The organism is Acinetobacter sp. S54, from assembly GCF_016624945.1.
GTDB lineage: Bacteria > Pseudomonadota > Gammaproteobacteria > Pseudomonadales > Moraxellaceae > Acinetobacter.
This window is the reverse complement of record NZ_JACVUI010000010.1, coordinates 1-14,429: the sequence shown is the minus strand read 5'-3', so window position 1 is coordinate 14,429 and position 14,429 is coordinate 1. Positions and strand designations below refer to the sequence as shown.

The following is a 14,429-nucleotide window of genomic DNA, read 5'->3' as shown; positions in this document are numbered from 1 at the left end:
GCAAATGAGCAGGCACTTTTTGCTTGGCATCAGTTGTATGGTGGTCTTGAATTTAAGCGGATGCAATACGCTACCAAAACCTGGACCTGAAGTTATTCAGCTAGCAAGCCAAGTAGATACCTCACAAACTACGCTTGCCAAAGTCGTAAAGCCTCTGCGTCAGCAGAATCCAGGACTTACGGGCTATCATTTGCTCTATGATCCACTTGAAGCTCTTACCGCACGACTTAAACTGATTGATAAAGCCGAAAAAAGTCTGGATCTGCAATATTATATCTGGGACAACGACCGAGTAGGTGCTTTAGCTTTGCATGCTATTATTCGTGCAGCGGATCGTGGAGTAAAAGTTCGTTTGTTGATTGATGACAACAATGCCAAACAAATGGAAGGCGTTTTATTGGCATTGTCACAACATCAAAATATTGAAGTAAAGCTGTTTAATCCTTATCGTTTTCGCAAATTTCGTGGAATTGATATGGTACTGGATTTAAAGCGTATCAATCGCCGCATGCATAATAAAAGCTTTATTGCTGATGATCAGATTGCCTTAATTGGTGGTCGTAACATGACCAATCAATATTATAACAGCAGTGATAATTATCAATTTTCAGATGTCGATGTGATGCTTGTTGGTTCAGCTGTCGATGACATTGTGCATTCCTTTGACGATTACTGGAATGATAAATATGCCTACTCTGTGATTAATATCGTTAATGCCAAAACCCATTATTTACGTTATCCAGAGCTAAAACGTCAGCTAGACGCACATTACGAATTGGCGAATGTACAAAACTATCTTAACTTAGCGGCACGTTCACATGCTTTTGACCAATGGTTCAATAATAATATTCAATTCGATTGGGTAGAAGCGAAAGTGGTCAAGGACTCACCTGATAAAATTCGCGCAAAAGCAAAAAAAGAACAACATCTTAATTTCCAGCTGATTAAAAATTTGCAGAAACCTGAGGAGAATATTGACCTGATCTCTGCTTATTTCGTACCTGAAAAACAAGGTGCTAAGCACTTAAGTGAATTAGCACAAAATGGTGTACAAGTTCGGGTTTTAACCAACTCGTTTAAAGCCAATGATGTGTCGATTGTTCATGCCTTTTATGGTAAATATCGCAAAGAATTATTGGAAAATGGCGTACAGCTTTATGAGTTTCTCCCTTCTCTTGATGAAGAGGATCTAACTAAAAATACCCGAGAATTAGCAAAAGAAGCTAAAATTAGTCTTAAAGGTCTAAGTAATTCAAGCCTACATGCAAAAATGATGACCCTAGATCAAAAGCAGGTATTTATTGGTTCTTTTAATTTTGATCCGCGCTCAGCCTATTTGAACACTGAGATTGGAGTTATTTTAAACAGCCCGACTTTAGCAAAAAACATTCACCAAACAATGGATCAACAACTCACTCATTACGCCTATAAGCTCGTGCTAGATGCTAACCATAATATCAATTGGTATCGCCAGACTCCCAACAGCACTAAAATTTATAAAAAAGAACCACGCATGAAATGGTGGCAACGTGCTGGAGTCAAAATGCTGTCATGGTTACCAATCGAAGGATTTATGTAATTCAAAGAATCCTGTAAATCCTTCAATAAGTAAGCAATTTATTTATGATTTAAGAGTCAGTACTCTCGCATGCAACTCTTTTAAACCTTGCTCCATTTTCTGTTGAACTTCGGCCGTTAAACTCGTCACCGTATGTCCCTGTACCTCAATTTCAGGTAAAGTCAGCAAATGTGCTGTAACTTTAGGCATTTCCAATACCTGCTGCACATGTTCTGCAAAAGTAGTTTCACCAATAAATGGCGCAATAGTATCTAATTCACCCTGTTGATTGACATAGCAAATCAAACAAACTTGTACAGGACGTTGTGCTTCTATCGCAGCCCCTAAAATACGTCCATGCACCCTTTTAATGGTTTTTCCATCCGTCGTTGTGGCCTCGGGAAAAAATAAAACCGGGATATCCTTTCTTAAAAAATCTGCAATTTGCTCACGAATCCGCACTGAATCGCCTGAACCGCGTTTAATAAATAACGTACCACCGCCTTTCGCCAATTTACCCAACACAGGCCAATTTTCAATTTCAGCTTTAGCCAAAAAGAAAACTCGCGCACCAGAACCTAACACTGCGACATCAAGCCATGAAATATGATTACTTACCCATAATGCAGGGTTGCGCGGAATAGTACCGTGTACCTCAACATCAATATTAAAAACTTTGCATAATTGGCGACAAAAATATTGCACATAACGGGTATTGCGTGGATTATTAGGATTTTTATAGAGACCATGGCGATAGACCAGATAAAAGCCCTCCCCAATCACGCCCAGACCAGTCGCCAGTTTCTTACTATATAGAAAAACTTTTTCTACAGGACTTAAGGGCGTTTGAGATACAGAATTAGATTGAGTCATAAAAATATCATTGTTGTTAAAATAGCAATTTCGTCCCATTTTATACTGAACTGGATTTGCTTGCATTGATGATAAAAACCGAACAAGAACATTTAAAAATTCAATTTCTATTTATTATTACGATTGATTATTATTTAATTATCGAAATTAAAGATCAAAGGAGCCATGTCATGAACGCCACTCCAGTGAAACATCATCAATATTCCAACAGTTCGATTGCAACAATTTTACGTCAAATCATCGGCTGGTCAATTTTATATACGGGCGCCATGATTCTGACTGCTCAGGCATTTAGCAGTTTAATCTAGTCATTTTGGCTATAAAAACTAGATTCAAATGACTGCTCGGGTTATCTTAGCATGATATTTTAGTTAAACGAGTTTGGTCATCTGTGGAACATTCGGGTCAAGTACAACAAAGGGAACGTGTCATTTTGGTCAGTGTAGCAGTCAACATGCTCGATGATCTGGATGTTGAAGAGTTTCGCCTACTTGCCCAATCTGCAGGAGCAACTTTACTCGAACACTTAACGGTTCAACGCAATAAACCTGATCCCAAGTTTTTTATTGGCTCAGGTAAAGCCGAAGAAATTGCGCAGCACGTCCAAGATTTAGATGCTGAACTCGTAATTTTTGATCACTCATTATCACCTGCGCAAGAACGCAATCTCGAAAAAATCATGAAATGTCGCGTTATTGATCGCACAGGATTGATTCTGGATATTTTTGCGCAACGGGCTCGTACTCATGAAGGCAAATTACAAGTTGAATTGGCACAGCTCAAATACTTATCTACACGCCTAATTCGCGGTTGGGCAGCGGGTTTTGAGCAACAAAAAGGTGGCATTGGACTCAAAGGACCAGGTGAAACTCAGCTTGAAACCGATCGACGTTTAATTAAAGTACGTATTACTCAGTTGAAAGATAAACTGATCAAAGTACAACAAACTCGTATACAAGGCCGGGCAGCACGGCAAAAGGCTGCGATTCCAACAGTTTCTTTGGTCGGATATACCAATGCCGGCAAATCCACTTTGTTTAATATCTTGGCCAATAGTGATGTTTACGCTGCTGACCAATTGTTTGCGACACTGGATCCTACATTACGTCGTCTAGACTGGGATGGAATTGGTGCGGTTGTGCTCGCAGATACGGTAGGTTTTGTTCGTGACTTGCAACATGACTTGGTCGAATCATTTAAAGCGACCTTGGAAGAAACCCTTGAAGCTACGCTTTTACTTCATGTCATTGATGGTCATAGTCCCGACATGCATGAACAAATCGAAGCTGTCGAAGGCGTACTAAAAGAAATTGGAGCAGATGCACCCGTTTTAAGGGTATATAACAAAATTGATCTAAGTGGTGATGAGCCAAAAATTATTTATGCTGAACCGCATTTACCCGATCGGGTTTATGTATCTGCGCATTCTGGACAAGGACTTGAATTACTTAAACAAGCAGTACAAGAATGTTTAATGGGTCAATTACAAGAGTTTGATCTTCGTCTGAAACCTGCTTATGGCAAATTACGTACCCAACTTTATGCATTGAATGTCATTCAAAGTGAACATTATGATGACGAAGGCCATCTCCATTTAAATATTTGCATCGCACCACAGAAACTTGAACAACTGATTCGTCAAGCGCATTTACCGCTTGACGAAATTCTGGGTGAACGCGCTAGCCAATTTAAACGACCACTCGAAGAATTTGAAATCAAGTCCTAGATCGGTTAAAACGTGATTATTCAAATGATAAATAGATGAGCAGCATGGACAGGTTAAAACAGATTGACTGGTTGGCATGGGTCGCAACCATTGCGCTGATTATTGTATTTCGAGAAGGTTCTGTGCTGATTATGGGAGCATTTAACCATCCTGAATTGGGTAATTTGGTAGGATTAATTAGTCTTCTGATTGTACTATTTGTCTGGCGTAAATTTAAAAAAGTTCCAAATCGTCTCGTCGACACCAATAATAAAATCATGAAAGAAAGTGGGTTTGCATTTTTACCCATCTGTGCGGGTTCACTGATGATGCTGGTACATATGGGGAAGGAAATTCCCTTATTTTTATTGGTATTGGTGATCAGCACCCTGATTCCACTCTGGATTTACGCAAAAATGGCAAAACACTGGCTTTAGGATGACCAAAAAATGTTAACAGTTCTTTATGGTTTTTTGATCACTCTCGTAGCCTATCTTTGTGCTAAACCTTTGAATAAACGTCTACCGCAAGTACCTTTATTGGTATTTGGTATGTGCATCGTGGTGGCTATCTTGGCCATAGTCGGTATGCCATATGAACAATATATGGCTGCTGTAAATAATTTATTCAGTCATTTACTCGGTTATGTCACGGTCGCACTTGCTATTCCTTTAGCGGCTATGCGTTATGACGATTTGCCCCTCAAATCGATGATTGGAATTCTTGTTTTTGCCAGTACCAGTGCGGTTGCACTACCTATGGGACTTGCTTATTTATTACATATGTCAGAACCCACGATTCTGGCTTTTGCCACACGCGCTGTTACCACACCAATTGCATTAAATATCGCAACTTTATTACATGCACCATTAACCTTAGTGACTTTAATCGTCATATTATCTGGCGTGATTGGAGCTGCATTCTCTCCATTAATATTGCGACATATTAATGATGAACGTGCATCTGGTCTGGCTTTGGGTCTAGCAGCACATGCGATTGGCACCGCTCAGGCATGGCAACGAGGTGCCGTTGCTGGTCGTTATGCCGCCTTTGGCATGGCCATTAATGGCGTATTCACTGCAATCTGGCTGCCAACTTTTATACTTTCACTCCAATAATCCGTGACTTATTAATCAAAAATAGGCATTGAATACAGATAGAATTACACCTAAGATTGGAGTAGTTGTCATTTTATGGCATAAAAAGCTATCTGGTTACGCAGAAAAAGGAATTTAAACAATGCGAAAGCTAAAATTAGCAGCAGCGGTATTATTGTCTGGATTTAGTAGTCTGATTTTTGCACAAGACATTTCAGGTATCTGGCAAAATATTGATGATAAAACAGGTTCATCCAAAGCAATTATTGAGATTCGTAAAGAATCAAACGGTTCATATACAGGTAAAATTATTAAAGTTACGCCACGTCCAGGCTATACGCCTAAAGAAACGTGCGTAAATTGCCCCGCTCCTTACACCAACAAACCTATCTTAGGAATGGATGTTTTAACAGGGCTACAGCATGATGAAAATTTTGACTACAAAGGCGGCAGAATTATTGATCCTTTAAGTGGCAAGATTTACAGCATGAAAGCCAAGTTAAGTCCAAATGGCAAACGTCTACAACTACGGGGGTATGTTGGCGTTTCAGCGTTAGGTCGTACCCAAATCTGGATCCGTCAGGAATAACAATAACGTATTCACAATCATAAAAAGTCACCAAACGGTGACTTTTTGCATTTTTAAATTAATGGATTATCAACCTGAAAAAGTTGTTGATCTTCCAAGCGATAAGCAATGAGCTGATTGCCCCACACCGCTCCCCCATCGACATTTTGAATATGTGGGCTAATCGTCCGACCTTGTAAAGCAGCCCAATGACCAAACACGATTTGATGTGTCTGTGCGGTTAAACTCTCAAATTCAAACCATGGACGAAAGCCTTCAGGCATAGGAGCCGTCAGTTCATCTTTAAAACTGAACTCAAGACGCCCCTCTGCATTGGTCAGGCGCATACGTGTTAAATAATTGGTAATGCTGCGTAAACGCTCCATTCCAGTTAATTCATCTGACCATAAGCTTGGTTCTTCACCGTACATAACTGCCAAAAATGCATCCAATTGATTTAAATCTTCGCTTCCAATCTGAGCCTGAACTTCTTTTGCCAATTGATCCGTTTTTTCAGCACTCCAGATGCAAGGAATGCCAGCATGAGTCAACACTGTAACTTCATTTGGAAATAGCGACAAAGGCTGACGACGCAACCAATCGATTAATTCATCACCATCAATGGCATCAATGACTTGCTGAGTATTGTCTTTGGGTTTAATTTTTTTCAACCCACGCGCACCCGCAATTAAAGTCAGGTCATGATTGCCCAAAACGGTATGGGCCGCACCGCGCTCTGCTAGTTTTTTGACAAAACGTAATGTTCCTACAGAGTTTTCACCTCGGGCCACTAAATCGCCTGCAAACCAGATTACGTCCTGATCTGGATCAAAACGAATTTCCTTGAGTAATGCTTTTAAAGCTTCAAAACAGCCTTGTACATCCCCAATCACATAATTATAACGTTTCGCCATAGCATCTACCCGACCATATAATCAGACAACGCGACAAATTGTGTCAATGTTAAGGTTTCAGGACGAGCCATTGGATCTACGCCCGCCTTTACAAAACCATCTTCACCGAGCATACCCTTTAAACTATTTCTCAAGGTTTTTCGACGTTGAGTAAACACATGGGAAACCAGACGAGATAACGCTTTTTCATCTTTAGCCACAATCGGTTTCTCGATATACGGGACTAAACGGAATACAGCACTCGTGACTTTTGGCGGCGGATTAAATGCACCTGCAGGGACTTCAAATAAAAAAGTAGGCTGACAATAATACTGAATCATCACCGACAAACGCCCATACTCTTTGGTATTAGGGGCTGCCGTAATCCGTTCTACTACTTCTTTTTGTAGCATAAAGTGCATGTCTTTGACTTTATCGCCAAATTCCAAAAGATGAAAAAGTAAGGGAGTCGAAATATTATAAGGTAAATTACCCACAACACGTAGTGGACGCCCTTCTTGTGTTAATTGGCTAAAATCGTATTTTAATGCATCTGCTTCTACAATGGTTAATCGTTCTGGATAAGGCACACGCTCAGGCAAACCCGCTGCCAAATCACGATCCAGCTCTACGACAGTAAGTGCATCACACTCACCAATCAGTGGTGAAGTTAATGCCGCTAGACCCGGCCCAATTTCCACAATATTTTCACCGGGACGCGGATTAACTGATCGTACAATTTTGGCAATCACGCGCTGATCATGCAAAAAGTTTTGACCAAAACGTTTACGAGCTTTATGCCCTTCTTCTTTAGGGTTTAGGGCATTAATTTGATACATAAAAACGTTCCAACATAAATCAATTATTGACGCGCCAGATCCAGCGCCAGATCAACCGCAACATGCAAACTTGAACTTTTAGCCATACCAGTACCTGCTAACGATAGTGCAGTACCATGATCGACCGAGGTACGAATAAAAGGTAAACCCAGCGTAATATTAATGGCTTCACCAAAGCCCTGTGATTTTAACACAGGTAAACCCTGATCGTGATACATCGCCAAAACCGCATCAGCATCTTTTAAATGTTCAGGGGTAAATAAAGTATCTGCAGGTAGACTTAAACTCATTTTTACACCGTGTTGACGGTAACTTTCAAGGACAGGATTAATGACCTCGATTTCTTCACGACCTAAATAACCATCTTCCCCAGCATGAGGGTTCAATCCACAAACTAAAACCCGTGGCTGTTCAATTTTAAATTTGGTTTGTAAATCATGCAGTAAAATATCAATCACTTGACGTAGCCGCTCAGGTGTAATCGCATCAGCAACAGCGCGTAATGGCAAATGTGTAGTGACCAAAGCCACCCGTAACGTTTTCGTTGCTAACATCATGACCACACGAGCAACACCTGCGAAGTCCTGATAAAACTCTGTATGTCCACTAAAAACAATCCCTGCATCATTAATCACAGACTTTTGTACTGGGGCAGTTGCTACACCCACACTTTTAGCAGTCATGGCATATTCAGCAGAACGCCTAAGCTGTTCGATGACATACGCTGAATTTTTGGGATTTAATTCACCTGCAATCACCTCTACATGTAAAGGAACATGTTCGATATAAAGCTGACCTTTTTCACTGGAAACAGGCTGTCCCTTATATTCGATCAATTCAACGTCTATTCCCAATTGTCGGGCACGTTGCAGCAATAAATCTTTATCAACCAGAACAACAACTGGACGTTCATCCACACGCGCAGCTAAAGTTAAACAAATGTCCGGGCCAATTCCCGCAGGCTCACCGCTGGTGATATATAAAGGAAGTGCCATCGAATCCCACTCGTATTAGTTTCCATCTTATGCAGTATATGCAATTTTAAGACTGGAGCGGTTAAAATAATCCTGATTAGAAGTGATTATTTCTTGTGAAACTGGATAGATTCGTTTAGAATCTCGTCTCCTTTTGTTTGGACAGATTCCACCGTTCAAACCAACTATAATAGGTAGTAGTAATGAAAACTCTCAGCGCTAAGCCTGCTGAAGTACAACACGACTGGTACGTTGTTGATGCTTCTGGCAAAACTTTAGGTCGTCTCGCGACTGAAATCGCTCGTCGTTTACGCGGTAAGCACAAGACTTCTTATACTCCTCACGTTGACACTGGTGACTACATCGTTGTGATCAATGCTGAACAAGTTCAAGTGACTGGTAACAAAGCGCTTGATAAAAAATACTATCGCCACACTGAATACCCAGGCGGTTTAAAAGAAACTAATTTCGAAAAATTAGTTGCTCACAAACCTGAAGAAATCTTCCAACGCGCTGTTAAAGGCATGTTGCCAAAAGGTCCTCTTGGTTATGCAATGATCAAGAAGATGAAAGTGTATGCTGGTAGCGAGCATCCTCATACTGCTCAACAGCCACAAGTTTTGGACATCTAAGGGATAAAGCACATGGCAACTAATTATGGTACAGGTCGCCGTAAGACCGCAACTGCACGTGTTTTCTTATCAGCAGGTACTGGTAAACTCGTTATCAACAACCGTACTTTAGAGCAATATTTCGGACGTGAAACTGCTCAAATGGTTGTTCGTCAACCGCTTGAGTTGTTAGAAGCAACTGGAAAATACGACCTTTACATCACTGTTAAAGGTGGTGGTATTGGTGGTCAAGCTGGTGCTATCCGTCACGGTATTACTCGTGCCTTGATCGCATCTGACGAGACTTTAAAACCAGTTCTTCGTCAAGCTGGCTTCGTAACTCGTGATGCTCGTGAAGTTGAACGTAAAAAACTTGGTTTACGTAAAGCACGTAAACGTCCTCAGTTCTCTAAACGTTAATACGTTTTCGGATTGGACAAAACCCCGGATTTTCCGGGGTTTTCTTTTAAAAAATTTATTTTATATTTCATAATACAGATATAGCTTTAAGCTTTTTTTGAATAAAGAGACGGCCCCTATACTTAAAATTTATAAATGCAAAGCACCCCAAACTTATTAAACAGGGTATTATCTTTTTAGATGTAATTTTAGTATCCTACTACATTCAGTTTTTTAGTTTTTTGAGATATGTCTGTCGAAAATGCATCGCTTCAAGGAATTACGCTTTATAGTCATGCAGATGATTTTCGCTCACACTGGATTCGATTTTTGCTGGCGGAAAAACAAATAAAATATCATTTGATTCTAGTGGATCATGAAGACGAAGACCTTGCCAGTTTAAATCCCTATAATCAGCTTCCCATGTTACTGGAAAATGATTTAAAACTATTTTCAACCGCGATTATTTCAGAGTATATCGATGATCGATATCGACAAAATAAGCTATATGCGGATGCACCTAGTACACGTGCTGAACAACGCCAATATATCTGGCGATTTGAACAAGACTGGTTTAAACAAGCGGATATCATGCTAAAACATGCAGATACACTGAATGTCGAACAAAAAATTAGAACACAAAAACAATTCCGAGATACTTTAATTTCCCTTACTCCCTTATTTCAACATTTTCCCTATTTTATGGCAGAAAATTTTGGGATTCTTGATTGTATGATTGCCCCCATGTTTCTCAGATTACAAACTATGGGAATTGAACTATCAACCCAACAATCCCGCCCTTTGTTACTCTATTGTAATCGTGTATTTAGTCGTCCTGCTTTTGTTAAATCCATGACACAACAGGAAAAAACGCGTTATAGTACTTTAGTAAATCGTTAAGTGAGTCCATCATGTCAAATCATGAAATAGATGTAAGTCCTACCCGCCCCTATATGGCACGTGCAATTTATGAATGGATCTGTGATAACCAGCTTACGCCTTATTTAATGGTTGATGCCACACAACCTTATACTTCTGTTCCAGAACAGTTCGTGAAAGATGGACAAATTGTTCTAAATATTGCGCCTCATGCGGTTCATCAATTTCAAATGAGCAACGATGCGATTAGTTTTTCAGCTCGCTTTGGTGGCCTGGCTCGTGATATTTATGTCCCTATTTCAGCCTTAATGGGTATTTATGCTCGTGAAAATGGACAAGGATTATTCTTCGATCCTGACGAATATGCCAATGCGCAAACTACAGAAGATACTTTAAAATCAAATACTCAAGACAAAGTTGAATCAGAAACACCTAAGAAAAAACCAAGTTTACGATTATTAGATTAGATTTACGGAGTATCCGATGGCTTTTGATTTAGTACATTATTTTGCTGAGCAGACTGCAATTCAAAAGCCTCAGCTATTTTCATCCCATCCCCGTGAAAAGCGTAACCATTATATTTTTGAACTTAATGTATTAGCTTTGGGAAAAATTATTCAGCTCTGGCGTGAAGATGAAAGTAAACTTTACCAAGAAATTCATAAAATTGATCCCTTATATTTACAAGGTATTGCCCGCCATCTGGTTACCTCTTCAAATAATCAATCAGAATTACCAGCCAAAGAACTAGAAACTGCTTTAATGGAAATTTTGGCACTTCAATTTACCGAGATTAAACAACTCGATGACACGGGAAATTTTGGTCAAAATGGGCTTAGAGAACTATTGACTGGGCAAGTAGAGCATTTATCAGGGCAAGCGGATGATTGGGTTTGGTCAACAAATCAGCTTACTGAGCTGGTAGGGTCTAAACCTCAGCGAACAGAAGAGATATCATTAGATGAAACAATGAAGGAGTTTAATCTAATGGTAAATACAGCCCACCCTCACATTGATACAGATCATCACTCGTCTATTGAAGTACCCGAACCCCATATTCCCGGTTGGTCTAAAATCATTGCGCCAGTGATCGCGTTCGTAATTTTAATTTTTCTTTATTGCCAATATACCGGCTTAACTCATTAAGTTAAATTAAAAACATTATTTAAAATAAGAGAGGACTTGCTCTCTTATTTTATTTACAAAATAAAAACTAACAAATAATGTCACATAATAACGTTTATTATATTTAAATTTAACAATAAAATTATTGAAAAATATTTTGTTACATTTGTAATTCTGACTTTTTTGATCAATTTTAATGAGATTAATATCACATTAGAATTATCGATATGCATTAAAAAATACATTTTTTTGAATTTAATATGACCAGTATAATCAAATCAATAATTCATATTCATTTTTTATATTTTATAAACTATTGCTTTAATTCAGCCATTTTCTAATAATAAAAAAACACCTACTATTTCATTCCAGATATAAATCAAAGAATAGTAGAAAGTATAAATAATCATGGCTTAATAAATAGGTATACACATGGCTAAATTATCACTTGATGGATTAACGGGTATTGATGGTTTCAATGCAGCGGCTCTAGTCGACTCAGAAAGCGGATTAGCGCTTGCCACTCAAGGTGGGGGAAATATTGATTTAGAACTTGCAGCAGCAGGAAATACAGAAGTTATACGTGCTAAACGTCGCGTTGCCAACTCACTCAAGCTCAATGATGAAATTGAAGATATCCTGATCACATTGGGCAAGCAATACCACCTTATTCGCCCATTAGAGAGCAATAGCAATATCTTTTTGTACTTGGTTCTTGACCGCGCAAAATCTAATTTAGCGATGGCACGTCATGAGCTTAAGACTTTTGAAAAAGAACTTGATTTTGCTTAAGCCAAAATTGCCCTTTATGAACTAAATTTATAAAGGGCTGTTTCTCTTGTACTGTCCACTGTTGAGATACAAAAGATAATATGAATGGGCACTGCATTAATATTGCAATTTCTGGCTTAGGATTAAAAAGTTCAGATGAATTAAAAATGGAGTTAAGAAATGCTATTCCAGACCAATATGGTATTAACTGGATAAATGTTGCTGACCCCAATATTGATTTACTTATAATCAATGAGTCTTTTTTTGAAACCCAAAGCATTCAAAAGATTTTAGAAAATAAAAATTTCCCATTTTTAAAAATAGTGAAAGATCATGATTTATCAGGAAGTATAAATAATAATACCCTATACTTACCTTTTAATAATAAAATTGAACCTTTAAAACAATGGGTAAATTTAAAATTACTAAACTATTTATCCCATTATGAAGAATATAAAACAAATTTAAATAATCAAGCACCGTCTCCATTAGATCCTACCATTTTTAGGAAAATGCTTAATCCTGAAAATGCACGTTTACATTTGTTTGATGATCATGGAACTCTAGCGATCATTGATACACGCAGTAAAATTGCATGGTTAGAACCTACTCGAATCAAGACCCGAACAAACCATAGTTTTCAATATGATTTTGCAATGACTGCTGATTTTGTCAAAGTCTCGCGTAAAGCCGAATATCAACTTCAAGACTGGCTTTGGAATCTTGTTTGGAATTCTCCTGAACTAAATACCCTTGCAGATGATATCCAGTTTTATCAAACCAAATATTGGCCACAACCATTTAGTACTCAAAATCGTAAAACCGTCTTGCAACTGAGCGCATGCTTTATACAAGGCGCCCAACTTAGCCAAATAGCGAAACAACTAAATCTACCAACACAGATAGTTAAACAATTTATAGCGGCCTGTATTGCAGCTGGTAATGGTGAGGAAATTCTGGCTGCTCAAAGTAAATTTTCACACAACTCAGATATTCAAAATGATGAAAACCAAGGCTTTTTAAATAAATTTTTCGGTAAGCTACGTCGCCGTTTTGGATTATAGGATAAGCATATGATTCTACAACAATATAAAATTGTGTTTGCTGGAAGCATGGGAGCTGGTAAAACTGAAGCAATAAAATCACTGTCCGAAATCCCTGTGCTAGCTACGGAAGCGTTTAATACAGACCAAGAAGCCCATGAAAAGCTTCAGACAACTGTAGGGATTGATTATGGTGAAATTACGCTAGAAGATGGCGTAAAGATCGGATTATATGGTACTCCTGGACAAACTCGCTTTGATTTTATCTGGTCAGTTATTTGTGAGGGTGCTATAGGAATTATTTTACTGATTGATCACTCTATCGAGACACCCCTGCAAGAACTGGATACTTATTTAAAAACATTTAAGGCACACAGTCATAATATAGCGATAGGAATCACTCACATTGATCAAAATAAAGAAAAATCCCTTTCGATCTATCGGGACTGGCTAAAGGAAAATCAATATTCATATCCGTTATTTTTTATTGATGCGCGTCAACCTGACCATATCTTACTTATGATTGAATCACTTATTACAGCATTGGAAGTAAATTACAACCTGACATCCTAAAATTAATTTTGAGGTAGCCGCCATGTTTGCTTTAAAAGAACAGCGAAGAATTGCATCTCCTGAGCTTATTCAACACGCAAAGAATGAAGTTCAGGATATTATTAATAATGTTCGTGGAATAGATTTTATTATGCTTTGTTCAACGGATGGTTTTGAGCTAGCAACGATTACAAAAAAAAATCATTATAATGCCAGTAAATTAGCTGCAGTTAGCAGTTCTATTTTGGCAATGGTCGGTGCCTTTCTTAAAGAAATTCAGCTGACAGGCTGTCAGAGCATCACTTTGGATGCTGAAAATGGAAAAGCAATTCTAACTTCAGTACCAGCCGATAAGCATCCTATGGTAATCGTAACATTGAGTAGTAAAGATGTTTTACTTGGCCAACTTTTATTTAGTTTAAAAAAGGCAAGCCAGAATATCATAAGTCATGTTAACTAAATTTAATTAAAATTCATAGCGTTAACAAATGACTTGTTGATGAGTTATCGAGTGTTTAGGCGTTAACTTATTTTTATCTTTA

At 38.5% G+C, this 14,429-nt stretch carries 19 protein-coding genes; 15 read left to right on the top strand and 4 right to left on the bottom strand.

The annotated features are described in order from the left end of the window. The first annotated feature begins 4 nt into the window (after positions 1–4). Complete coding sequence (locus tag IAE20_RS12860) at positions 5–1,579, top strand: phospholipase D family protein (protein ID WP_227611034.1); 1,575 nt, start codon at positions 5–7, stop codon at positions 1,577–1,579. 42 nt (positions 1,580–1,621) lie between these two features. On the opposite strand, the gene IAE20_RS12855 is transcribed toward IAE20_RS12860, so the two are convergent. Further along, on the bottom strand, positions 1,622–2,431 hold the full coding sequence (locus IAE20_RS12855; RefSeq protein ID WP_200482496.1) for a lysophospholipid acyltransferase family protein: 810 nt from the start codon (positions 2,429–2,431) through the stop codon (positions 1,622–1,624). 170 nt (positions 2,432–2,601) lie between these two features. On the opposite strand from IAE20_RS12855, the gene IAE20_RS16795 reads away from it, so the two are divergent. The 5 genes from IAE20_RS16795 (at position 2,602) to IAE20_RS12830 (ending at position 5,822) form a co-directional block, all read left to right on the top strand. Next, positions 2,602–2,739: a hypothetical protein gene (locus IAE20_RS16795; protein WP_227611029.1), complete on the top strand. Its 138-nt coding sequence runs from the start codon at positions 2,602–2,604 to the stop codon at positions 2,737–2,739. 83 nt (positions 2,740–2,822) lie between these two features. Next, the gene (gene hflX / locus IAE20_RS12845) at positions 2,823–4,157 is read left to right on the top strand and encodes a ribosome rescue GTPase HflX (protein WP_200482497.1); all 1,335 of its coding nucleotides are present in this window, start codon (positions 2,823–2,825) and stop codon (positions 4,155–4,157) included. A 44-nt stretch (positions 4,158–4,201) separates the two neighbouring features. Beyond that, entirely contained in the window at positions 4,202–4,573 is a 372-nt protein-coding gene (locus IAE20_RS12840; protein WP_200461331.1) for a hypothetical protein, read from the top strand. Positions 4,574–4,585: 12 nt separating this feature from the next. Further along, entirely contained in the window at positions 4,586–5,254 is a 669-nt protein-coding gene (locus tag IAE20_RS12835) for an LrgB family protein (protein ID WP_200461332.1), read from the top strand. A 121-nt stretch (positions 5,255–5,375) separates the two neighbouring features. After that, on the top strand, positions 5,376–5,822 hold the full coding sequence (locus IAE20_RS12830; RefSeq protein WP_200461333.1) for a DUF2147 domain-containing protein: 447 nt from the start codon (positions 5,376–5,378) through the stop codon (positions 5,820–5,822). 53 nt (positions 5,823–5,875) lie between these two features. On the opposite strand, the gene IAE20_RS12825 is transcribed toward IAE20_RS12830, so the two are convergent. The 3 genes from IAE20_RS12825 to pdxA are packed head-to-tail and all read right to left on the bottom strand — an operon-like array spanning position 5,876 to position 8,528. Beyond that, complete coding sequence (locus IAE20_RS12825) at positions 5,876–6,715, bottom strand: symmetrical bis(5'-nucleosyl)-tetraphosphatase (protein ID WP_200482498.1); 840 nt, start codon at positions 6,713–6,715, stop codon at positions 5,876–5,878. A gap of 5 nt (positions 6,716–6,720) precedes the next feature. After that, positions 6,721–7,533, bottom strand: a complete 813-nt coding sequence (gene rsmA, locus IAE20_RS12820) for a 16S rRNA (adenine(1518)-N(6)/adenine(1519)-N(6))-dimethyltransferase RsmA (protein ID WP_200482499.1) — start codon at positions 7,531–7,533, stop codon at positions 6,721–6,723. Between the two features lie 23 nt (positions 7,534–7,556). Continuing rightward, on the bottom strand, positions 7,557–8,528 hold the full coding sequence (gene pdxA, locus IAE20_RS12815) for a 4-hydroxythreonine-4-phosphate dehydrogenase PdxA (RefSeq protein ID WP_200482500.1): 972 nt from the start codon (positions 8,526–8,528) through the stop codon (positions 7,557–7,559). Positions 8,529–8,710: 182 nt separating this feature from the next. On the opposite strand from pdxA, the gene rplM reads away from it, so the two are divergent. The 9 genes from rplM to IAE20_RS12770 all read left to right on the top strand — a co-directional run bounded on the left by rplM (position 8,711) and on the right by IAE20_RS12770 (position 14,347). Beyond that, positions 8,711–9,139, top strand: coding sequence for a 50S ribosomal protein L13 (rplM, locus tag IAE20_RS12810; protein WP_200461337.1), 429 nt, complete (start codon positions 8,711–8,713; stop codon positions 9,137–9,139). A gap of 12 nt (positions 9,140–9,151) precedes the next feature. Continuing rightward, positions 9,152–9,538: a 30S ribosomal protein S9 gene (gene rpsI / locus IAE20_RS12805; RefSeq protein ID WP_120368518.1), complete on the top strand. Its 387-nt coding sequence runs from the start codon at positions 9,152–9,154 to the stop codon at positions 9,536–9,538. A 228-nt stretch (positions 9,539–9,766) separates the two neighbouring features. Next, positions 9,767–10,417, top strand: coding sequence for a glutathione S-transferase N-terminal domain-containing protein (locus IAE20_RS12800; protein WP_200482501.1), 651 nt, complete (start codon positions 9,767–9,769; stop codon positions 10,415–10,417). Positions 10,418–10,428: 11 nt separating this feature from the next. After that, positions 10,429–10,863, top strand: coding sequence for a ClpXP protease specificity-enhancing factor (locus tag IAE20_RS12795; RefSeq protein WP_200482502.1), 435 nt, complete (start codon positions 10,429–10,431; stop codon positions 10,861–10,863). A gap of 16 nt (positions 10,864–10,879) precedes the next feature. Continuing rightward, entirely contained in the window at positions 10,880–11,542 is a 663-nt protein-coding gene (locus IAE20_RS12790) for a hypothetical protein (protein ID WP_200461340.1), read from the top strand. A gap of 411 nt (positions 11,543–11,953) precedes the next feature. Next, entirely contained in the window at positions 11,954–12,313 is a 360-nt protein-coding gene (locus tag IAE20_RS12785) for a roadblock/LC7 domain-containing protein (RefSeq protein WP_200461341.1), read from the top strand. An 80-nt stretch (positions 12,314–12,393) separates the two neighbouring features. Further along, the gene (locus tag IAE20_RS12780; protein WP_200482503.1) at positions 12,394–13,356 is read left to right on the top strand and encodes a hypothetical protein; all 963 of its coding nucleotides are present in this window, start codon (positions 12,394–12,396) and stop codon (positions 13,354–13,356) included. A 9-nt stretch (positions 13,357–13,365) separates the two neighbouring features. Beyond that, complete coding sequence (locus IAE20_RS12775; RefSeq protein WP_200482504.1) at positions 13,366–13,908, top strand: GTP-binding protein; 543 nt, start codon at positions 13,366–13,368, stop codon at positions 13,906–13,908. A gap of 22 nt (positions 13,909–13,930) precedes the next feature. Further along, entirely contained in the window at positions 13,931–14,347 is a 417-nt protein-coding gene (locus tag IAE20_RS12770; RefSeq protein ID WP_200461344.1) for a roadblock/LC7 domain-containing protein, read from the top strand. Positions 14,348–14,429: the final 82 nt, after the last annotated feature.